23 protein-coding genes and 2 pseudogenes are annotated in these 19,462 nt (G+C 74.5%); 12 read left to right on the top strand and 13 right to left on the bottom strand.

What is annotated here, in order from left to right; all coding sequences use genetic code 11:
- The first annotated feature begins 95 nt into the window (after window positions 1-95).
- The 3 genes from ABZ881_RS12445 (at window position 96) to ABZ881_RS12435 (ending at window position 3,727) form a co-directional block, all read left to right on the top strand.
- Window positions 96-2,357: a DPP IV N-terminal domain-containing protein gene (locus ABZ881_RS12445; protein ID WP_358484115.1), complete on the top strand. Its 2,262-nt coding sequence runs from the start codon at window positions 96-98 to the stop codon at window positions 2,355-2,357.
- Entirely contained in the window at window positions 2,354-2,956 is a 603-nt protein-coding gene (locus ABZ881_RS12440) for a hypothetical protein (protein WP_358484113.1), read from the top strand. Before ABZ881_RS12445 ends, ABZ881_RS12440 begins: the two co-directional genes overlap by 4 nt.
- A 93-nt stretch (window positions 2,957-3,049) precedes the next feature.
- Window positions 3,050-3,727 (top strand): GPP34 family phosphoprotein, encoded by a 678-nt coding sequence (locus tag ABZ881_RS12435; protein ID WP_358484112.1) that lies wholly within the window; start codon window positions 3,050-3,052, stop codon window positions 3,725-3,727.
- Here ABZ881_RS12435 and ABZ881_RS12430 read toward each other — a convergent pair.
- The 6 genes and pseudogenes from ABZ881_RS12430 to ABZ881_RS12405 all read right to left on the bottom strand — a co-directional run bounded on the left by ABZ881_RS12430 (window position 3,724) and on the right by ABZ881_RS12405 (window position 6,707).
- A complete protein-coding gene (locus ABZ881_RS12430; RefSeq protein WP_358484110.1) occupies window positions 3,724-4,725 on the bottom strand; it encodes a Dyp-type peroxidase in 1,002 nt (333 codons plus the stop codon). The two genes, ABZ881_RS12435 and ABZ881_RS12430, sit on opposite strands and share 4 nt — an antisense overlap.
- Window positions 4,726-4,784: 59 nt before the next feature.
- On the bottom strand, window positions 4,785-4,976 hold the full coding sequence (locus ABZ881_RS12425) for a hypothetical protein (RefSeq protein ID WP_358484109.1): 192 nt from the start codon (window positions 4,974-4,976) through the stop codon (window positions 4,785-4,787).
- Complete coding sequence (locus ABZ881_RS12420) at window positions 4,973-5,209, bottom strand: hypothetical protein (RefSeq protein ID WP_358484108.1); 237 nt, start codon at window positions 5,207-5,209, stop codon at window positions 4,973-4,975. The genes ABZ881_RS12425 and ABZ881_RS12420 overlap by 4 nt, the downstream gene beginning before the upstream one ends.
- Window positions 5,158-5,382 (bottom strand): annotated as a pseudogene (locus ABZ881_RS12415) (hypothetical protein); the annotation flags it as partial. The gene ABZ881_RS12420 and the pseudogene ABZ881_RS12415, both read right to left, overlap by 52 nt.
- Before the next feature lie 92 nt (window positions 5,383-5,474).
- Window positions 5,475-5,789, bottom strand: coding sequence for a Tm-1-like ATP-binding domain-containing protein (locus ABZ881_RS12410; protein WP_358484107.1), 315 nt, complete (start codon window positions 5,787-5,789; stop codon window positions 5,475-5,477).
- Window positions 5,790-5,915: 126 nt separating this feature from the next.
- On the bottom strand, window positions 5,916-6,707 hold the full coding sequence (locus ABZ881_RS12405) for an IclR family transcriptional regulator (protein WP_358484106.1): 792 nt from the start codon (window positions 6,705-6,707) through the stop codon (window positions 5,916-5,918).
- A 39-nt stretch (window positions 6,708-6,746) separates the two neighbouring features.
- Here ABZ881_RS12405 and ABZ881_RS12400 point away from each other — a divergent pair, with 39 nt between their 5' ends.
- From ABZ881_RS12400 to ABZ881_RS12380, 5 genes are all read left to right on the top strand, one after another.
- Window positions 6,747-7,556 carry a fumarylacetoacetate hydrolase family protein gene (locus ABZ881_RS12400; RefSeq protein WP_358484104.1) on the top strand — a complete coding sequence of 270 codons (810 nt, stop codon included), beginning with the start codon at window positions 6,747-6,749 and terminating at the stop codon, window positions 7,554-7,556.
- Window positions 7,553-8,515 carry an acetaldehyde dehydrogenase (acetylating) gene (locus tag ABZ881_RS12395; RefSeq protein WP_358484102.1) on the top strand — a complete coding sequence of 321 codons (963 nt, stop codon included), beginning with the start codon at window positions 7,553-7,555 and terminating at the stop codon, window positions 8,513-8,515. Before ABZ881_RS12400 ends, ABZ881_RS12395 begins: the two co-directional genes overlap by 4 nt.
- A complete protein-coding gene (gene dmpG, locus ABZ881_RS12390) occupies window positions 8,512-9,522 on the top strand; it encodes a 4-hydroxy-2-oxovalerate aldolase (protein ID WP_358484101.1) in 1,011 nt (336 codons plus the stop codon). Before ABZ881_RS12395 ends, dmpG begins: the two co-directional genes overlap by 4 nt.
- Before the next feature lie 878 nt (window positions 9,523-10,400).
- Window positions 10,401-11,147 (top strand): GntR family transcriptional regulator, encoded by a 747-nt coding sequence (locus ABZ881_RS12385; RefSeq protein ID WP_358484099.1) that lies wholly within the window; start codon window positions 10,401-10,403, stop codon window positions 11,145-11,147.
- 74 nt (window positions 11,148-11,221) lie between these two features.
- Complete coding sequence (locus ABZ881_RS12380; protein ID WP_358484096.1) at window positions 11,222-11,578, top strand: hypothetical protein; 357 nt, start codon at window positions 11,222-11,224, stop codon at window positions 11,576-11,578.
- A 35-nt stretch (window positions 11,579-11,613) separates the two neighbouring features.
- Here ABZ881_RS12380 and ABZ881_RS12375 read toward each other — a convergent pair whose 3' ends face one another.
- Window positions 11,614-11,886, bottom strand: coding sequence for a hypothetical protein (locus tag ABZ881_RS12375; protein ID WP_358484094.1), 273 nt, complete (start codon window positions 11,884-11,886; stop codon window positions 11,614-11,616).
- Between the two features lie 9 nt (window positions 11,887-11,895).
- Here ABZ881_RS12375 and ABZ881_RS12370 point away from each other — a divergent pair, with 9 nt between their 5' ends.
- Window positions 11,896-12,183, top strand: coding sequence for an acyl-CoA dehydrogenase family protein (locus ABZ881_RS12370; protein WP_358484092.1), 288 nt, complete (start codon window positions 11,896-11,898; stop codon window positions 12,181-12,183).
- Window positions 12,183-12,746: an acyl-CoA dehydrogenase family protein gene (locus ABZ881_RS12365; RefSeq protein WP_358484090.1), complete on the top strand. Its 564-nt coding sequence runs from the start codon at window positions 12,183-12,185 to the stop codon at window positions 12,744-12,746. Before ABZ881_RS12370 ends, ABZ881_RS12365 begins: the two co-directional genes overlap by 1 nt.
- 11 nt (window positions 12,747-12,757) lie before the next feature.
- Here the strand turns inward: ABZ881_RS12365 and ABZ881_RS12360 are convergent.
- A pseudogene (locus ABZ881_RS12360) lies at window positions 12,758-12,898 on the bottom strand (thiamine pyrophosphate-dependent enzyme); the annotation flags it as partial.
- Between the two features lie 338 nt (window positions 12,899-13,236).
- On the opposite strand from ABZ881_RS12360, the gene ABZ881_RS12355 reads away from it, so the two are divergent.
- Complete coding sequence (locus ABZ881_RS12355) at window positions 13,237-13,383, top strand: hypothetical protein (RefSeq protein ID WP_358484088.1); 147 nt, start codon at window positions 13,237-13,239, stop codon at window positions 13,381-13,383.
- A gap of 112 nt (window positions 13,384-13,495) precedes the next feature.
- Here ABZ881_RS12355 and ABZ881_RS12350 read toward each other — a convergent pair whose 3' ends face one another.
- The 5 genes from ABZ881_RS12350 to ABZ881_RS12330 all read right to left on the bottom strand — a co-directional run bounded on the left by ABZ881_RS12350 (window position 13,496) and on the right by ABZ881_RS12330 (window position 18,776).
- Window positions 13,496-14,074: a TetR/AcrR family transcriptional regulator gene (locus ABZ881_RS12350; RefSeq protein WP_358484087.1), complete on the bottom strand. Its 579-nt coding sequence runs from the start codon at window positions 14,072-14,074 to the stop codon at window positions 13,496-13,498.
- A 62-nt stretch (window positions 14,075-14,136) separates the two neighbouring features.
- Complete coding sequence (locus ABZ881_RS12345) at window positions 14,137-15,303, bottom strand: acyl-CoA dehydrogenase family protein (RefSeq protein WP_358484086.1); 1,167 nt, start codon at window positions 15,301-15,303, stop codon at window positions 14,137-14,139.
- Window positions 15,304-15,326: 23 nt separating this feature from the next.
- On the bottom strand, window positions 15,327-16,046 hold the full coding sequence (locus tag ABZ881_RS12340) for an SDR family oxidoreductase (protein ID WP_358484083.1): 720 nt from the start codon (window positions 16,044-16,046) through the stop codon (window positions 15,327-15,329).
- A complete protein-coding gene (locus ABZ881_RS12335; RefSeq protein WP_358484082.1) occupies window positions 16,039-17,652 on the bottom strand; it encodes an AMP-binding protein in 1,614 nt (537 codons plus the stop codon). The genes ABZ881_RS12340 and ABZ881_RS12335 overlap by 8 nt, the downstream gene beginning before the upstream one ends.
- Window positions 17,649-18,776 (bottom strand): NDMA-dependent alcohol dehydrogenase, encoded by a 1,128-nt coding sequence (locus ABZ881_RS12330; RefSeq protein ID WP_358484080.1) that lies wholly within the window; start codon window positions 18,774-18,776, stop codon window positions 17,649-17,651. The genes ABZ881_RS12335 and ABZ881_RS12330 overlap by 4 nt, the downstream gene beginning before the upstream one ends.
- Window positions 18,777-19,010: 234 nt before the next feature.
- On the opposite strand from ABZ881_RS12330, the gene ABZ881_RS12325 reads away from it, so the two are divergent.
- Complete coding sequence (locus tag ABZ881_RS12325) at window positions 19,011-19,460, top strand: SRPBCC family protein (protein ID WP_358484078.1); 450 nt, start codon at window positions 19,011-19,013, stop codon at window positions 19,458-19,460.
- Window positions 19,461-19,462 lie beyond the last annotated feature (2 nt).

The following is a 19,462-nucleotide window of genomic DNA, read 5'->3' as shown; positions in this document are numbered from 1 at the left end:
CTTGAGTGTGCCGCGGCGGCCGGGTGTCTCGTCGAGCGTGACGACATGACGCGTGAACACCGTGACGCGTGACCACAGCGAGGGGGACACCCGACATGACCCGGCTCACCGAGTCCGACTACGCCCGCGCCGAGCAGATGCTGCTGCCCTACCGGTCGCGGAAGGTACCGGCGGTGCGGCCGCAGTGGCAGCGCGGCGGCGCCCGCTTCCGCTACCGGATCGCCGACCGCCACCTGCTGGTCGATCCGGCCGAGGGCGTCCGCCGGCCAGCGTTCGACCACGACCGGCTCGCCGCCGCGCTGTCCACCGCCTCCGGGCACCCGGTGCAGGCCGACGCGCTGCCGCTGCAGCAGGTCGAGTTCGATCTCCCCGGCCGTGCCGACGACGTCGTCCGGTTCACCGCGTTCGAGCAGCGCTGGGAGTGGTCCGACGGCGGCGGCGAGTGCGTCCGGGTCGACGACGACGCCGTCGCACCCGGCGGGATCGTCTCCCCGGACGGCAGGTGGGTCGCGTTCACCCGGGACGGGAACGTGTACGTCCGCAACCGAGACGACGGCGAGGAGATCGCGCTCACCGACGACGCCGAGCCCGGCCACGAGTACGGCAGCCTGCCCGACCCGATGAGCGGGCGGGCGCTGATGCGGGCGTTCGGGCTGGCGCCGTTCGGGTTCCTGACCTGGTCGCCGGACTCCACCCGGATCCTCGTGCACCGCCTCGACCAGCGCGGCCTGCCCGAGCAGGTGCTGGTCGAGTCCTCCCCGCCCGGCGGCGGGCGCCCGGTCGAGCACCGCTACCGCTACCCGATGCCCGGCGACGAGGCCCAGGCGACGATGACCTGGAACGTCATCGACGTCGCGGAGCGCACGATCGTCCGGCAGCAGGACGATCCGGCGACCATCGTGCACCCGACCGCGCTGGTCTACGCCTGGTGGACCGGCGAGAAGGGCGAGGCCGTGCACTTCCTGCGCGCGCCGCGCGACGCCCGCGCGCTGGAGCTGCACCGGTTCGATCCCGGCACCGGCGAGACCACCGTCCTGGTCCGGGAGACCGGCGAGACCCGGGTCGACCCGACCCCGCAGCTCGGCGACCCGCCGATGGCGCGGGTGCTGGACTCGGGAGAGATCCTCTGGTGGTCCCAGCGCGACGGCTGGGGACACCTCTACCTGTACTCCGCCGACGGCTCGGAGGTCACCCAGGTGACCCGCGGCCAGTGGCCGGTCCGGTCGGTGCTGTGGGTCGACGAGGAGCGCAGGCAGCTGTGGTTCGTCGCCGCCGGGCTCGTCGGCGACGACCCCTACCTGCGGCAGATCTGCCGGATCGGATTGGACGGCAGCGGGTTCACCCGGCTCACCGAGGACGACCTCGATCACGACGCGACCAGCCCGCCGGAGGGCGGCTACCTGGTGGACCGGGCGTCGTCGGTGTCTGTGGCCCCGCGCTCGCGGGTGCTCGGCGGCGACGGGCAGGTGCTGGTCGAGCTGGAGGCGCCCGGCACCGAGGCACTGGCCGCGCTCGGCTGGTCGCCGCCGGAGCGGTTCACCGCGACCGCCGCCGACGGGCGCACCCTGGTGTACGGCCTGCTGTGGCGACCGCACGGCTTCGACCCGGAGCGGCGCTACCCGATCGTCGAGCACATCTACGGTGCGCCGCAGGTGTACCGGGCCGGGCCGGGGTTCGACTCGCCGCACTCCGGTGAGCCGGAGGCGTTCGCCGCGCTCGGGTTCGCCGTCGTCGCCATCGACGGGCGCGGCACCGCCGGGCGCAGCAAGGCGTTCGGAGACCACTCCTACGGCAACCTCGCCGACGGCGCGCTGGACGACCACATCGCCGCGATCCGCGAGCTCGGGCACCGGTACCCGTGGCTGGACACCGGCCGGGTCGGGATCACCGGGCACTCCGGCGGCGGCTACGCCACTGCGCGGGCGCTGCTGGCGCACCCGGACTTCTTCTCGGTCGGGGTGTCCGTGGCCGGCAACCACGATCCGGGCTTCTACCTGCCGATGTGGGCCGAGCAGTACCACGGCGACGTCAGCGACGAGGGCAAGCGGGCGATCTCCACGCCGGCCATCGCGGCCGGCCTCACCGGCAAGCTCCTGCTGATCCACGGCGAGCTCGACGACAACGTGCACCCGTACCACACGCTGCGCCTGGTGAACGCGCTGATCGACGCCGATCGCGACGTCGACCTGCTGATCGTCCCCGGCGGGGAGCACTCGCTGCTGCTCAAGATGCACCACGTGCAGCGTCGGACCTGGGACTACCTGGTGCGGCACCTGCACGGCACCGAGCCGCCCGTCTACCGGCTGGCGCCGCTGCCACTGCCGCCCGGCAGCGCGCTGGGGCCGGCGGCGCCGTGAGCGGCGACCGGCTGCGTCCGCTGCGGCGCCACGAGATCCTGCACCGGTTCCTCTACGAGATCGGCCATCCCGGCCCGGACGGCCGCCCGGCGACCTGGACGGTCGAGATCGACATCGGCGCCGGCTGGGACGCCCGGCTGCACCTCGACGGACGCCGGGTGGCGACGGCCGAGATGCCGGCCCGGCTCCCGGTCCCGGGCGGCCGGATCGAGGTAGACGCCGGGCTCTACGGGATCACCCGGATCCACCTGGTCCCCGACGCCGGGCCCGAGCGCCGGCTGAGCCCGGTGCCCGGCACCCTGGAGCACCGGCGCGCCCGGCTGGCCCGGCGCCGGCCCGGGGTGAGCCGGGCGATCGCGCTGACCGCGGTGCTGATCCTGGCCGTCAACCTGGTGCTGGCGGTGCCGCAAGGGCTCGAGCTGATCACCGCGCAGCCCCGGATCGCCGAGCTCGTCGGCACGTTCACCTCACCGGTGTCGCTGCCGGTCTGGCTGAACGCGACCCTGCTCGTCGCAGGGGCGCTGGCCGCGACCGAACGGCTGCTCACCCTGCGCCGTAACCGGGTGCTCGACGCCGAGACGCTGTGGACCGGGCTCTGACCCGATCGGTGCGCGTGGGTTGACCGTGCCGCAGCGGCATGGTGTCGACTGGGTCCAGGGCGCGAGGGACAGGCCCCACAGGAGGCGGAGGACATGCGGGACGACACGCTGATCGTCGAGGACACCCTGCTGCTCATGCTCGACGACAAGTCGGGCACCCCGGCCGGGGCGGGCACGCTGATCTACGTGCTCGGCGGCGGCATGCTGGTCGAGCTGGCGCTGCTGGGCCGGATCGAGGCCGACGAGAGCCGGGCCGGGCTGGGCGGCCCGATGATCGTCGCCGTCGGTGACGGCCCGCTGCCCGATCCGCTGCTTCAGGACGCCTACGACGTCGTCGCCCGGCGGCCGCGCCGCGTGCAGAGCCTGCTCGCCGAGCTCGGTGACCTGTGGACGCCGCTGTCCGAGCGGCTGCTGCAGCGGGGGTTCATCCGCCGCGAGCGCAAGCGCCTGCTCGGGCTGATCCCGACGACCCGGCTGCCCTCGACCGGCTCGGCGCACGAGACCGAGCTGCGGCAGCGCGTCGTCGACGTGCTGGAGGCGGGCGCCGAGCCCGACCCGCACACCGCCGCCGTCATCGCGCTGGTCTCGGCGAGCGGGACGCTGCCGTCGCTGCACCCCCGGCCGACGTGGTCGAGCGCGGTGATCCAGCGCGCCAAGGAACTGGAGGACGGGAACTGGGGCGCTGGTGCGGTGGGTGACGCGGTGACCCGCACCGCGGTCGCGGTCGCCGCCGCGAGCGCCGCCGTGGTGGTCACCACGGTCACCCGCTAGCCGGGACGACCGGTCCGCAGCCCGCCGATGCCGAGCGACCCGGCATCGGCGGGTGCCGCCGCGGCGTGGTCCGGCAGCGGCGGGGGATCGGCGAGCAGCTCGGCCGGCGGGACGAAGAACAGCCCGCCGGTGACGGCCGTCGACACCTCCAGCAGCCGGTCCGTCGTCCCGGCCGGCTCGCCGACGAACATCCGGGTCAGCATCCGTTCGGTGACCGAGGGGTCGGCCGCGTACCCGGCGAAGAAGGTGCCGTACTCGGCGCGCCCGATCGACCCGAACGGCATGTTGTCCCGGACGATGTCGCGCTCGGTGCCGTCCGGGTCGGTGATCGTGGTGAGCATGACGTGCGAGTCGGGGGCCTTCTCGTCGTCCGGGATCTCGATGTTCTCCAGCATCTGCCTGCCGACCGCCGCCTCCCGGTCCTCGACCGGCTTCGCGGTCCAGGCGGCGAGATCGTGCAGGTACTTCTGGACGACCAGGTAGGAGCCCCCGGCGAACTCCGGGTCGTCGTCGCCGACCAGGGCGGAGCGGGCCGCGTCGTCGCCGGTCGGGTTCGCCGTGCCGTCGACGAAGCCGAGCAGGTCGCGCCGGTCGAAGTAGCGGAACCCGTGCACCGCATCGACCACCTCCACCGCCGGCCCCAGCGCGGCGACGACCCGCCTGCCCAGCTCGAAGCAGGGGTAGGGCCGTGTCGAGCGCAGGTGCAGGAACAGGTCGCCGGCGGTCGCCGGGGCGGTGTGCCGGTCCCCGGCGATCTCCCGGAACGGGTGCAGGTGGGCCGGGCGCGGGCCGGACAGCAACCGGTCCCACACGTCGGAGGAGATCCCGAGCACGCAGGTCAGGTCCTCCCGCGGGTGCGGGAACGCGACCGACCGCACCAGCCCGTCGAGATCGGGCAGGAAGTCGTGCACGGTCGCCTCGTGCCCGGGCCGGACGGTGAGGGTGAGGAACAGGGCGCTGTCGGTGAGCGGGGCGAGGACGTCCTGCGGGGTGCGCACGGTGCCTCCGGGCGGGTCGTGGTGGTGGGGCGCGCCAACCTACTCCCGCGCGGTCCCGCTCAGGATGCCTCCGGGAGCAGCTCCATCGTGACCGACCGGTCCTCGTGCTCCTGCACCCGCAACCCGGACACCCACGCCGGCTCCCCCGGATCGGCCGCGGTGACCTCCAGCGCGCAAGCCCGCAGCACCGGCGAGTGGGTGACCGCCACGACCAGGCCCCCTCGCTCGGGCCGGTCGGCGAAGCTGCTCACGAACGCCCGGATCCGGGTGGCGACGGCGGCCGCGGTGTCTCCGGGCGGTTCTCGTGCGCCACCCACAAGCCGACCCGGTCGGGCACGGTCAGCCAGTCGTCGAAGAACCGGACCGTGCGCCCGTCGGCCTCGTCGAACCCGGGGACCTGCACGGCGAACCGCTCCGCACCGCTCACCATGTTCACCCGGACGCCCGCCAGGTAGAGGTCCGGGTTGCGCAGCGCGAAGGCCACCCCGTCCTCGACGTCGGCGGCACCGGAGCCGCGGGCACCCGCGGCTCCGGTGCCGCCGTCTCCCGCGCCCGGCGGGTCTCCCCGCTGACGATCCGGGTCGGCCCGGTCTCCCGGGCACCGAGCCGCGCCCCGGCCTCGGTGGCGATCCGGACGCCGTCGTCGGTGATCGGGACGTCGCCCCCAGTGCGAGGCGACCTCGCTGTGGTGCAACAGGAGCAGACGGGTCATGGGCGGCGGCCTTCCTCGTTGACCGGCGGGAGGGGGATCAGCCCGCGGCGGCGGCGGTGAGCTCGCTGCGGCGGGCCCACTGCTTCATGAACAGCTCGTGGACGGCGTCCGCGAACTCCGGGTCGTCGATGTTGGTGTGCCGATCGACGATCTCGACCGACGGGTCCGGGCCGGCCCGCAGCGCGTCCAGCAGTGGGGTGACGTCGATGCCGTGCCACTGGCTGCCGGACCTGAAGTAGTTGTCCAGGCCGTCGGTCGGGATCCCGACGGCGACCGGTCCCGTGGCCCGGTTGACGTGATCGGCCACGTACTCGCCGAGCCGGCGCATCTCGTCGGCGGTGGCCGGCGGCACCGGGCACCACGACCTGCGGGATCCCGGCCGCTGCCGGGATCCGGGACCGGGCTTACGAGTCCCTGTTCGTCGCGCTGCCGATCAAGATCGAGGGGGTGACCGGGTCGATGCTCGGTCCGGTGGCGATCATCTGACCGCGTCCCGGGGGGCGCCGCCCCAGCCGAGCACCCGGGACAGGCCGAGCGCCGCGGTGCGGACGGCCGGGACGACCCGGGCCGGCGCGAACCGGGTCGACCAGCCGGTGATCGAGAGCGCGGCGACCGCGATCCCGTCCGGTCCGAGCACCGGCGCCGCGACGCAGGCGACGCCGGGTGCCGACTCCTCGTACTCCTCGGCGTGCCCGCGCGCCCGGATCTCGGCGAGCCGCTCGGCCAGCAGGCCGGGGGCGGTGACCGAGCGCGGGGTGCAGCGCACCAGGCCGCGCTCCAGGGCGGCGTCGAGCAGCTGCGGCGGGCCGAACGCCAGCAGCACCTTCCCGACGCCGGTGCAGTGCGCCGGCATCCGCCCGCCGAGCCGCGACGGCAGCCGCGGCCCGCCGGCGACCGACAGTTTCTGCAGGTAGATCACGTCCGCGCCGTCCGGCACGGCCAGGTGGACGGTCTCCCGGGTGGCCTCGTGCAGGTCGGTCAGGATCGGCATCGCCGACTCCTGCAGGTCGCGCTGGCGGGGCACCACCTGGCCCAGCTCGAACGCCCGCAGCCCCAGCCGGTAGCCGCCCGGCGTGCGCTCGACCATCGACCAGGTCTCCAGCTCGCCGAGCAGCCGGTGCGCCGTCGGCTTCGCCACGCCGCTGCGCCGGGCCAGCTCGGCCAGCGACACCTCGGGCTCCCCGGTCCGGAACCCGGCGAGCAGCCGCATCGCGCGGCCGAGCATCGACGGCCGGTCCGCCCCGGCTGCGTTTCGCACAGTGGAACGCACGGTGCCATCCTTGCGCACCGCGTACGGCACCGTCGAGCCATGACCACCTCGACACCCACCGACGCGGTGCGGACGGCGGCGGACCGGCTGCTCGACGCGGCCCGCAGCGGCACGCCGTGCGACCCGGTCCGCGCCCTGCTGCCCGACACCACCGTCGCCACCGGCTACGCCGTGCAGTCCGTGCTCACCGCCGCCCACCTGGAGGCCGGCCGCACCGTCGCCGGCCGCAAGATCGGCCTCACCTCGCCCGCCGTGCAGGCCCAGCTCGGGGTGGACCAGCCGGACTTCGGCGTGCTCTACGCCGATATGGCCTGCACGCAGGACGTCCCGATCGACATCGGCCGGCTGCTGCAGCCGCGGATCGAGGCCGAGATCGCGTTCGTGCTGGGCGCCGACCTCGACCACGACGACATCGACACCGCCACCGCCCGGGCCGCCGTCGCCCAGGTGGTGCCCGCCCTGGAGATCGTCGACAGCCGGGTCGCCGGCTGGGACATCACGATCGTCGACACGGTCGCCGACAACGCCTCCAGCGGCCTCTACGTGCTCGGCGACGACCGGCACGAGCTCGGCGACCGCGACCTGCGCGAGGTCCGGATGACGCTGACCGGCACCGACGGCGAGATGCTGAGCTCCGGCACCGGCGCCGCCTGCCTGGGCGACCCGGTCGCCGCGCTGGTCTGGCTGGCCCGGGTGTCGCGCGAGTACGGTTCCCCGCTGCGCGCCGGCGAGGTCGTGCTCTCCGGCGCGCTCGGCCCGATGACGCCGGTCGCGCCCGGCAGTTCCTTCACCGCCACCCTGTCCGGCCTCGGCGAGGTCCGGGCGAGCTTCGCCGGAGGTGCCTCGTGACCGGCCGCGCGAAGGTGGCGATCGTCGGGTCCGGCAACATCGGCTCCGACCTGATGATGAAGATCGTCCGGCTCTCGGAGACCCTGGAGATGGCCGCGATGGTCGGCATCGACCCGGACTCCGACGGCCTCGCCCGGTCCCGGCGGCTCGGCTTCGCCACCACCGCCGAGGGCGTCGACGGGCTGCTGGAGATGTCGGTGTTCGACGACATCGACGTCGTGTTCGACGCGACGTCGGCCGGCTCGCACATCGCGAACGCCCGCGCGCTGGAACCGCACGACAAGATCCTGGTGGACCTGACCCCGGCCGCGATCGGGCCGTTCGTGGTGCCGCCGGTGAACCTGGCCGAGCACGCCGACGCCCGCAACGTCAACATGGTCACCTGCGGCGGCCAGGCCACCATCCCGATGGTCGCCGCCGTCGGCCGGGTCACCCCGGTCCGCTACGCCGAGATCGTCGCCTCCATCGCGTCGAAGTCGGCGGGCCCCGGCACCCGCGCCAACATCGACGAGTTCACCGAGACGACGTCGGCGGCCATCGAGCGGGTCGGCGGGGCGGAGCGCGGCAAGGCGATCATCGTGCTGAACCCCGCCGAGCCGCCGATGATCATGCGCGACACCGTGCTCTGCCTGGTCGACGACGCCGATCCGGCGGCGATCCGGGACAGCGTGGCCGCGATGGTCGCCGAGGTCGCCCGGTACGTGCCCGGCTACCGGCTCAAGCAGGAGGTGCAGATCGAGCCGGTCGCCGACGACGAGCCGCTCGGCACCCTGCTCGCCCCCGGCAGCCCGCGTCCCGCGCTGCGGGTCTCGGTGTTCCTCGAGGTCGAGGGCGCCGCGCACTACCTGCCCGCCTACGCCGGGAACCTGGACATCATGACCTCGGCCGCGCTGCGCACCGCCGAGCAGCTCGTCGCCGCCCGCTCCGGCGCGGCCCGGCCCACGGAGGCACTGGCATGACCGACCTCTACGTCCAGGACGTCACGCTGCGGGACGGCATGCACGCCATCCGGCACCGGCTCGATCCGGCCGACCTGCGCCGGATCGCCGCCGCGCTGGACGCCGCCGGGGTCGACGCGATCGAGGTCTCGCACGGCGACGGCCTGGCCGGTGCCAGCCTCACCTACGGCCCGGGCAGCAACACCGACCGGGAGTGGATCGCGGCCGCCGCCGAGGTCGTCGAGAACGCGGTGCTCACCACGCTGCTGCTGCCCGGCATCGGCACCCTGGAGGACCTGCAGAAGGCCTACGACCTGGGGGTCCGGTCGGTGCGGGTGGCCACCCACGCCACCGAGGCCGACATCGCGGTGCAGCACATCGGCCGCGCCCGCGAGCTGGGCATGGACGTGTCCGGCTTCCTGATGATGTCGCACATGGCGCCCGCCGAGGACCTGGCGACGCAGGCCAAGATCATGGAGGGCGCCGGGGCGCACTGCGTCTACGTGACCGACTCCGGCGGGCGGCTCACCCCGGCCGGCGTCCGGGACCGGATGCGCGCCTACCGCGACGTGCTCGATCCCGGCACCCAGATCGGCGTGCACGCGCACGAGAACCTGTCGCTGTCGGTCGCGAACTCGGTGGTCGCGGTCGAGGAGGGCGTGACCCGGGTCGACGCCTCGCTGGCCGGGCACGGTGCCGGGGCGGGCAACACCCCGATCGAGGCGTTCGTCGCGGTCGCCGACATCTACGGCTGGAAGCACGGCTGCGACCTGTTCGCGCTGCAGGACGCCGCCGACGATCTCGTCCGGCCGCTGCAGGACCGGCCCGTCCGGGTCGACCGGGAGACCCTCACGCTGGGCTTCGCCGGGGTCTACTCCAGCTTCCTGCGGCACGCCGAGCGCGCCGCCCGGGTGCACGGCCTGGACACCCGGGAGATCCTCGTCGAGGTCGGCCGCCGCGGGCTGGTCGGCGGGCAGGAGGACATGATCGTCGACATCGCGCTGGACCTGGCCGCGGCCCGCGGCTGAACGTCCGCGGGGGCACGGGGGCACGGGGGCACGGGGCCGCTGGGGCGCGGGGCGTCCGCAGCGCCGGTCGCCGTGCCCGCCCCAGGGCCTCGCACCCCTTGGATCGGGACCTCGCACCCCCAGCACGGCGTCGCACCTGCTCCAGTCGGTGCGGGGTCGCGCTGGGGGTGCGGCAACCACTCCGGTGGGGTGCGTCGTTGCGTCGCAGGCGCGGGCGTCGCACTTTCAGCGCAGGCTTCGCAGTCCCGTTCGGCGTCGCGCCGCGGCGGGTTGTCGCACCGTCAGCGCGGCATCGCACCCCTGGCGGCTCGTCGCACCCGCTCCAAGGGGTGCGAGGTCGCGCTGGGGGTGCGAGGTCCGATCCAAGGGGTGCGATGGCGTGCTCCGGGCGCGCCGCCGCCGACCGTGCGGCCGGTCAACCGGGACGGACACCGGTCACGCCGGATCGGCCTCCGTCGAGCCCGTGCCCGAGCCCGTGCCCGAGCCCGTGCCCGTGCCCGTGCCTGAGGCCGCGCCCGTGGCTGAGCCCGTGCCCGAGCCTGAGACACAGGCGGCGCAGACCGGCCCCGGCGGTGTGCACAGCGCGACCGGGATGATCCGCTTGCCGCAGCGGACGCGGAACCGGCCCGATGCCCCGGCGAGGTCCGCGACGTAGGTGTCGGCGTCCACCCGGTGGTCGAGACCGTCGTCCAGGGCGGTGATCCGGATCGAGAACCGCGCGCCCCGCTCCGGTCGCGGCCGGTCGGACCTCCACACCCACAGCGGCCCCAATCTGTTTAAACAGATTGTATGGTCCCGTCCTTCGCTGCCGATGTCCAGCCACCGGCGCCGGTGCGGCCACCGGACCGGCACCCGGATGGGCAGGTACGGTGCGCGACATGGCTGTACGACGGCGGCCGACGCACGAGATCGCGGCGGATCTGCGCGCTGCGATCGAGGCGGGGGAGCTGCCGCCCGGCTCCCGGCTGCCCAGCCGCGCCGCGCTCGCCGAGCGCTACGGCGTCGCCGAGCTGACGGTGACGCACGCGATGACCCAGCTGCGGCACGAAGGGCTGATCACCAGCCGGGCGGGCGCCGGCTCGTACGTCCGCGGCCCGCAGCGGCTGCTGCGGGCCGGCCGGTTGCGGCTCTCCCGCGCCGGACGCGTCGCCGGGCGCGGAACGTTCGCGACCGATGCGCACAGCGGTGGCTGGACCGCGCGCTCCGACGTCGAGGTGCGCACCGAGCGGGCCGACGCGACGGTCGCCGGGTACCTCGGGATCGGCGAGGGCGGCGAGGTGCTCGTCCGGGACCGGATGATGTACGCCGACGACGAGCCGGTGCAGCTCGCCACCAGCTACCTCCCGGCGGAGATCGCGACCGGCGCGATGGCCGAGCCGGACTCCGGCCCCGGCGGGATCTACGCCCGGCTCGAGGAGGCCGGGCACGTCCCGACCCACTACGAGGAGACGGTGCGGGTCGGCCGGGCGACCGCGGGCGAGGCCGCGGCGCTGCGGACGACGCCCGGGACGCCGCTGCTGCGGCTCGTCCGGCGGGCGCACACCGCGACCCGGGTCGTCGAGGTCAACCTGATCACGATGATCGGCGAGCGGTTCGAGCTCCACTACGAGGCGCCCGCGGAGTGACCGGCGCGGCCCGGCCACGGTGGGATGAACCCCCCGGCTTGCCAGCGTCTCCGCCGCGGCGCCATGCTGGTGGGGTGAGCGAGAAGTCTGTCGCACTGGACCTCGACGACGCCGGACTGGCCCGGGCCCTGCCCCGCCCGCCACACGGCCACGACGAGATCCAGGACGTACCGTTCCGCCCGGTGGGATTCCGGGACGACGACCTGCCCACGGCACTGGAGCGTTCCGCGCTCTGGCTGCGGGAGGTCCAGGAGTGGTTGGGGGAGCCGGTCGACGTGATCGGCGTCCACCTCGACTACGACGACAGTCCGGACGGCATCTACTACGAGGTCAAACTGCTCTGCAACGACGAGGACCTGGCCGGGGTCCCGATCGCGCTGCGCAGCCGTAACGGTGCCGCCGGAGAGTCCGCCGGGACCACCACCTCCTGATACCCGACCGTCACTCGCCGCCCGCCGGGTCGCGCTCAGCCGAGCGCGATCCGGCGGGCGGCCGCATTCGCGGCGGCGGCCCAGCGGGCCACCGCCTCCGCGGTCGCCCGGCCGGCCGGTGCGGCGACGGCCAGCCCGGCGAGCGCCCCGGGGACCGCGACGCCGACGGCGGCGATCTCGATGTCGCTCTCGTTGTGCACCACGGCGTAGCCGCGCTCGCGCGCGCCGGCCACCGATCTCTCCGGCCCGTCCCGGCCGGCGATCCGTTCCGCGCGCTGCGCGTCGTCCATCGCGGCGATCACCGCCACCCGGCCGAGGTGCGGTGCACCGGTAGCTCCAGCCCGACCCGCCCGGCGACCCGCTGCGGCCGCCCGCTCTCCGCCGCGTCGACGAAGCGGGCCGTCGCCCCGTCGACGAGCACGGGCTTCGCGGCGCACCGGGAGTGGGAACGCACCCTGTTCGAGGCCGGCTGGACCGGTCTGTCCTGGCCGCGCGAGTACGGCGGCGACGTGCTGCACGAGGCGATCTTCGCCGAGGCCTACGAGCGGGCCGGTGGCCCGGTCCGGATCACCCGTCCCGCGCTGCGCTTCCTCGGGCCGGGCTGATGGACGCCGCCGACCCGGCGCAGCGGGCGCGCTGGCTGCCGCCGATGCCGCGCGCCGACGAGGTCTGGTGCCAGGGCTTCTCCGAGCCCGGCGCGGGCAGCGATCTGGCCGCCGTCGGCACCCGGGCGGTCCGCCGCGGCGACGATTGCGTCGTCGACGGGCAGAAGACCTGGACCACCTACGGCCGGCACACCGACCGGATGTTCGCGCTGGTCGGCACCGGTCCGTCCGGCGGGCGGCACCGCGGGCTCAGCTGCCTCGCGATCGACCTCGCCGCACCCGGGGTCGACGTGCGCCCGATCCGCCAGGTGCACGGACGGGCCGGCTTCGCCGAGGTGTTCCTGACCGGCGTCCGGGTGCCGGTCGCCGACCGGATCGGCGACGTGGACGACGGCTGGGCGGTCGCGATGCGGCTGCTGTCGGTCGAGCGCGGGCCGGACGCGGGCGGCCCGGCCCGCAGCCGCAGGCGGCGCGCGGCGCTGGCCGCGGACGACGCCGGGACAGATCCCGGCGGCGAGCGCGTCCCGCCGAAGCGTTGCAGCGCGGAGCCGCCGGCCGCGTAACCGCCGTTGTCGAGCACGACGTAGGTGACCGGCAGGCCGCTGCGGGCGGCCGACCACAGCGCGGGCAGCCCGAACTGGAACACGCCGTCGCCGAGGACGGCGGCGGCCCGGCGGCCGGGCATCCCCATCGCGATGCCGAGTGCGGAGCCCATGCCCCAGTCGAGCGAGCCGGACGTCGACACGAAGTAGTCGTCGCCGCCCGCCTGGTGGGCGCGCTGCTGCAGGATGCCGCCCGCGGTCGTGGCGTCGCCGACCAGCGCGCTTCCGCGCAGCGCACCGGTGAGCACGTCGACGACCAGGCCCTGGTCGCCGACCACCACGACGCGATCGAGGCCACCCGCCGGATCACCCGGATCCTGTGCGAGGGCGCCGATCCGGAGTCCGAACTGGACACCTACGACCGGATCCGGTGCACCGTCGCCGTCGAGTACGTGCAGGCCGACACCCAGCGCAACACCGACCGGCTGCGCGAGCGCGACGAGTCGGTCCGGTGCGCCACCAGCACGACATGCGGGCCATCGCCGCCGACCCGGAGCGCGCCCGCGCCTACATCCGCCGAGTCTCGCTGCTGGAGAGTGTGCAGCGCTTCGGCATCGGGACCTCGCCCGCCGAGCTGGAGCTGGAGGGACTGCGATGACCGCATCGGCCGACACCGAGCTGGACGAGCTCTACAGCGATCTCGACGCGCGCCGCCTGACGCTCTGCGCGCCCGGCCCGGGACCGTGCCACCCGGGCCGGGCGCGCACGGCTCAGCGGCGGATGCCGTCGATCAGCGCGTCCAGGAACAGATCGGCCAGCTCCTCCGGGCTCAGGTCGCCGTCCGGGGTGAACCACAGGTAGGTGTAGTTCAGCATTCCGAGCAGCCCCTTCACCAGCAGCTGCGGCGTCGGCCGCAGGAGCCCGCTGCGCACGCCCTGGTCGAGGGCCTGGCGCCAGTAGCCCTCGTAGCGTTCCCGGGCGGCGACGACCGCGTCCCGCCGCTCCCCGGTCAGCGCCCGGTACTCGCGAAAGAACACCGCCCACTCGGACCGGTGGTCGGAGATGTTGCGCACCAGCACCCGGGCCATCTCGCGGAGCAGCTCGTCGGCCGGCAGCCCGCGGTCGAGGACCTCCTCGGCGGCCGCGTTCATCGAGTCGACCTGGTCCTTGCTGATCGCGTAGAGGACGGCCTCCTTGCTGCCGATGTAGTGGTAGAGCGCGCCCCGGCCGAGCCCGGCCGCGCGGCCGAGCTCGGCGATCCCGGTGCCGTGGTAGCCGTTGCGGGCGAACAGTTCCGCCGCGACCGCGATCACCCGTCGCCGGTTGACGTCGTACGACATCACCGTCATCGCCCGCCCCCTGCCTCGCTGTACCCGGCCCGGCGACGAGGCTAGTGCCCCGGCCGGTGGCCTCACACCGGCAGCGGATCGAAGGCGTCGTCGAAGGTGTAGCCGTCGAGCAGCGTGCGGGCCGCGACCAGGTACTGCACGGTGGGCGGGCCCTCCTCCAGCCAGTTCAGCCGGGCGTCCCGGTAGAGGCGTTCGATCGGGTGTGCCCGGGTGTAGCCGATGCCGCCGTGCACCAGCAGCGCCCGGTCGGTGACCCGGCCGACGGCCTCCAGCCCGAACTGCTTGAGCAGGCTGGCCTCGGCCGGGATGCGGCGGCCGCGGTCCCACTTGGCGGCGACGTCGGCGAGCATCCCGCGCAGCGCGTAGATGTCGACGGCCATCTCGGCGAGGTAGCGCTGCACCGCCTGGCGCTCGGCGATCGGCCTGCCGAAGGTGACCCGCTGCGCCGCGTAGGACCGGGACAGCTCGAACGCCCGGGTCGCCGTCCCCAGTGACGACGCCGCGATGAACACCCGGCTGATCTCCAGCGCGCGTTCCAGGTGCGCGATCCCGTCGCCCTCGGTGCCGACCAGGCCGGTGGCCGGGACCCGGACGCCGGTGAAAGTCAGCTCGCCGTGCTCGGCGCCCTTGCAGCCCATCGTCTCGGGCAGCGCGGCGATGGTCAGGCCGGGGGTGTCCCGGCCGACGATGATCGCCGACACGTCCCGGGGCCCGGTCCTGGCGAGCACCAGGAAGTGCGACGCGATGTCGGAGTTGGTGATCAGCCACTTGCGGCCGTCGATCACGTAGTCGTCGCCGTCCCGCCGGGCGGTGGTGGACAGGTCCATCCCGGTGCCGTTGCCCGGCTCGGTGAGCGCGAAGGCGAGCGAGCATTCACCGGTGGCGGCGCCGGGCAGGATCTCCGCGCGCTGCTGCTCGTCGCCGATCTCGGACAGCGCGTGCGCGAACGAGTTGTGCACGTGCACCAGGGTCCGGATGCCGCCCTGGATCTTCGCGAACTCGGCGAGGATCGGCAGGTACTGGGCGATCGAGAGGCCGGAGCCGCCGTAGCGGCGGGGGACGATCAGTCCGAGCGCGCCGCACGAGCGCAGCGCGGGCATGACGACGTCGAGCGGGATCCGCTCGGTGTCCTCGATCTCGCGCTCCAGCGGGTCGAGCACGGACCAGATCGTGTCGAACACCCGCTCGCGCAGCGCGGTGTACTCGTCGTCGGGCAGGCCGGTGGCCATGATCGGGATACCTCCTGAAGGGTTCACAAGGACCAGCCGCCGTCGGCCGTGAGCACCGAGCCGGTGCAGAAGGTGGCGTCGTCGGCGAGGAAGACGGCGGCGCGGGCGATCTCGTCGACGGTGCCGAACCGGCCGAGCAGCGTCGCCGAGGCGATCCGCTGCCGCGACCGGTCGGGGACGGCCGAGGTCATGTCGGTCTCGACGAAGCCGGGGGCGAGCACGTTGACCCGCACCCCGTCCGGGGCGAGCTCCTTGGCCAGCGACCGGGCGAACCCGACCAGCGCGGCCTTGCCGGCGGCGTAGGCGGTGTCCCCGGCGAAGCCGACCTCGCCGACCACCGACCCGACCAGCACGATGCTCGGCTCCGTCCCCCGGGTGAGCAGTCCGGTCGCGGCGCGGACCAGCGCCGCGGTCCCGCCGAGGTTGGTCCGCACGACCTCCCACCACAGGTCCGGGTCCATCGTGGACAACCGGCCGCCGTGCCAGATGCCGGCGTTGAGCACCAGCGAGTCGAGCCGGCCCCAGCGCTCCCGGACCCGTTCGACGGCGTGCTCCGGGCCGGCCGGATCGGCCAGGTCCAGCGCGATCGGGAGGGTCCGCCCGCCGGCCTGCTCGCTGACGGCGCTGTGCCCGGATCGTGAGGTGCAGGCGACCCGGCCGCCGCGGTCGAGCAGCAGCCGGGCGATCCCGGCGCCGATCCCGCGGGACGCCCCGGTGACCAGGGTGGTGCGCAGCTCACCCACGGCTGCCGTCCTGCATCCGCAACCGGGCCCGTTGCAGCTTGCCGACCTCGTTGCGCGGCAACGCCTCGGCGTAGCTGAACGATCGCGGCCGGGCGTGCGCCCCGATCCGTTGCCGGACGGCGTCGCGCAGCTCGCCCTCCAGCACCTCGGCGGACGGGTGATCGGCGTCGCGGACCAGGACGGCGCGGACGACGGTGGCCCCACCCGGCCCCGTCCCGGCGACCGCGGCCGCCTCCCGGACCGCCGGGTGATCGGCCAGCACCCGTTCCACCTCGACCGGGCCGATGTTGTAGCCGGAGGCGACGATCATGTCGTCGTCCCGGCCGAGGAAGCGCCACCGCCCGCCGGGTGTCGGCGCGGCCCGGTCGCCGGTGACGAACAGGTCGCCGCGCAGGCGCTCGGCCCACGCCTGCGGCCGGTTCTCGTAGCCGTCGCAGAGCTGGTGGCGGGGCCGCCGCACGGCGATCAGGCCGTCCGCGCCGGGTTCGACCGGGTCCCCCGCCGGATCGACCAGCAGCACGTCGAACCCCGGTACCGGGCCGCCGAGGGTGCCGGGTTCCGGCGGCGTCCCGTTCGCGAGGTCGGCGAGCACCATGCCGACCTCGGTCAGCCCGTAGCCGTCCCGCACGGCGGGCCCGCCGGCGCTCCGCCATCCGGTCGCGGTCCCGGCGTCCAGCGGCTCACCCGCCGCCGCGGCCACCTGCAGCGTCGCCGGGGCGCCGTGCTCACGCAGCGGACCGAGCAGCCTGCGGTACGCGCTGGGCGCGGCGGCCAGGCAGTTCACCGACTCCTCGCGGACCACCCGCCACCACGCCTGCGGATCGAAGTCGCCGCTGTAGAGCACCCGGGGCGAGCCGAGCGCCATCGGCGCCGCGCCGGTCGAGTAGAGCCCGTAGGCCCAGCCCGGGTCGGCGGCGGTGAACACGGTGCTGCCCGGCCCGGCCCCGAGCGAGTACCGGGCGAACGGCAGCACCGACAGCAGCGCCGAGTGCGGCATCGTGCACGCCTTCGGCTCGCCGGTGGTCCCGCTGGTGAACAGCAGGGTCGCCAGGTCGGCGGCCGAGGTGTGCCGGTCCGGGCCGTCGTCGGCGTCGGCCAGCGCGGACCGGAAGTCGGTGTCGCCCGGTGCGACCGGCGATCCGTCCCGGGCCGCGACGGTGAGGACGACGGCGTCGCTGTCGGCGGCGGCGAGTGCCGCCGCCGCGGCCGCCCGCCGAGCGTGGTCGACGACCAGCAACCGGGTGCCGGAGGTGCGCAGCCGGTAGGCCAGGGCGTCGGTGCCGAGCCCGCCGAACAGCGGGACGAGGACCAGCCCGCTGCGCCAGGCGGCCAGCGCCACGATCCAGCTCTCCACCTGGCGGCCGAGCAGCGCGGCGACCCGGTCCCCGCGACGCAGCCCGGCCCCGGCGAACACCCCGGCCGCGCGGGCGGCGGCGCGGTACAGCTCGGCGTGTGTCCACCGCTCCCGCGACCCGTCCGGATGCCGGACGACGAGTGCGAGCCGGCCCGGGGCGCCGGTCCACCGGCCGCACGTCTCCTGGGCGGTGTTCAGCCCGGTCGCCGGGTCCCGGGACAGGCCCCGCTCGACGTCGTCCCAGACGGTCACTGGTCCGCGTACCGGATCAGCCCGCGCACGTTGCGGCCGTCGAGCATGTCCCGGTAGCCCTGGTTGATCTCGTCGAGGGTGTAGGTGGCGGTGACCAGCTCGTCGAGCTTCAGCTCGCCCTCGGCGTAGAGGTCGAGCAGCCGCGGGATGTCGATCCGCGGGTTCGCCGACCCGAACAGCCCGCCCCGGATCTGCTTCTCGTAGCAGGTGAGGGTGAACAGGTCGAGATCCACCTTCAGCTGGTCGCCTGGTGCGATCGCGGTGACCACCAGCACCCCGCGCTTGCCGGCCAGCTGCAGGCAGGGCTCGATCAGCGCGCCGTCTGCGGTGCTGGTGGTGAGCACGACCCGCTGCGCCATCGTGCCCCGGGTCAGATCCCGGACCAGCTCGAACGCCTCGGCCACCGACGCCGCGGTGTGCGTCGCACCGAACACCTTGGCCCGGTCGCGCTTGAACTCCACGGTGTCGACGGCGACGATGTCGCGGGCCCCGGCGTAGCGGGCGCCCTGCACGGCGTTCATCCCGATGCCGCCGGCGCCGACGACGACCACCGTGTCGCCCGGCTCGGTGCCCGCGGTGTGGAACGCTGAGCCCCAGCCGGTGGTGACGCCGCAGCCGACCAGCGCCGCCTTCTCCAGCGGCACGTCCTCGCGGATCTTGACCACGTTGGCCTCGTTCACCACGGCGTACGGCGCGAACGTCCCGAGCAGGCACATCGTGCCGATGCCGCGGCCGCGCGCGGTGACCCGGTGCGTCCGGTCGGACAGCGCGACCCCGCCGAACAGGTGCGCGCCCAGGTCGCAGAGGTGCGTGCGGCCGGAGACGCAGGAGAAGCACCGCCCGCAGGACGGGATGAAGGCGAGCACGACGTGGTCGCCGGGGGCGAGCCCGGTCACCGCGGAACCGACCTCCTCGACGACGCCCGCGCCCTCGTGGCCGCCGAGCATCGGATCGAGGCCGACGTAGACACCGGAGTCGATGTGGTCGTCGGAGTGGCACAGCCCGGAGGCGGCCAGCTTCACCACGACCTCGTCCGGACGGGGGTCGCCGAGCTCGACGTCCTCCACGGGCCAGCCCTTGCCGGCTCCGGGCTCCCAGCAGATCGCGCCTCGTGTCGTCCTCATCGGATCCTCCTCCGGTGGCGGCACCGCTCCGTCGCGGTGGCCTGCCGGCTCAGGAGAACACCTGGGCCGCCCTGATCGCAATGGTCTTGGACCGATCGGTACGCAGATATTTCGACGAGCGTAAGGGTGGTTTTACCAGGCAGTACGGATCTTATATCCATTATCTGTGTGAGTCGTGTACCGGTCGTGCCGGGAAAGTACTCGGCCGGGCGTGGGAGATGGCAGACTGCCCCGGTGAGTGAAGCAACCCCGACCGTCGTCACCAGTCACCGCATCGTCGCCGCACCCGCGGCGCAGCTGTTCGAGCTGATCGCCGACCCGGCCCGCCAGCCGGAGTGGGACGGCAACGACAACCTCGCCGAGGCCGCACCCGGGCAACGGGTCCGCGGCGTGGGGGAGGTGTTCTCGACCCTGCTCACCCAGGGCAGCGTCCGGGAGAACCACGTCGTCGAGTTCACCGAGGGCCGGCTGATCGCCTGGCGGCCCTCGGAGCCGGGCCGCCGGCAGCCCGGCCACCTGTGGCGCTGGGAGCTGGAGCCGCTCGACGACGGCCGCACCCGGGTCGTGCACACCTACGACTGGACCGACCTGACCGACTCGAACCGTCTGGTCCGGGCCCGGGCCACCACGGCGGACATGCTCAGCGCCTCGCTGGACCGGCTGGCCGCCCTCGCCGAGTCCTGACC

The organism is Pseudonocardia sp. NPDC046786, from assembly GCF_040645415.1.
In the GTDB taxonomy this organism is placed as follows: Bacteria; Actinomycetota; Actinomycetes; order Mycobacteriales; family Pseudonocardiaceae; genus Pseudonocardia; species Pseudonocardia kongjuensis.
This window is presented reverse-complemented; position numbering and strand designations above follow the sequence as displayed.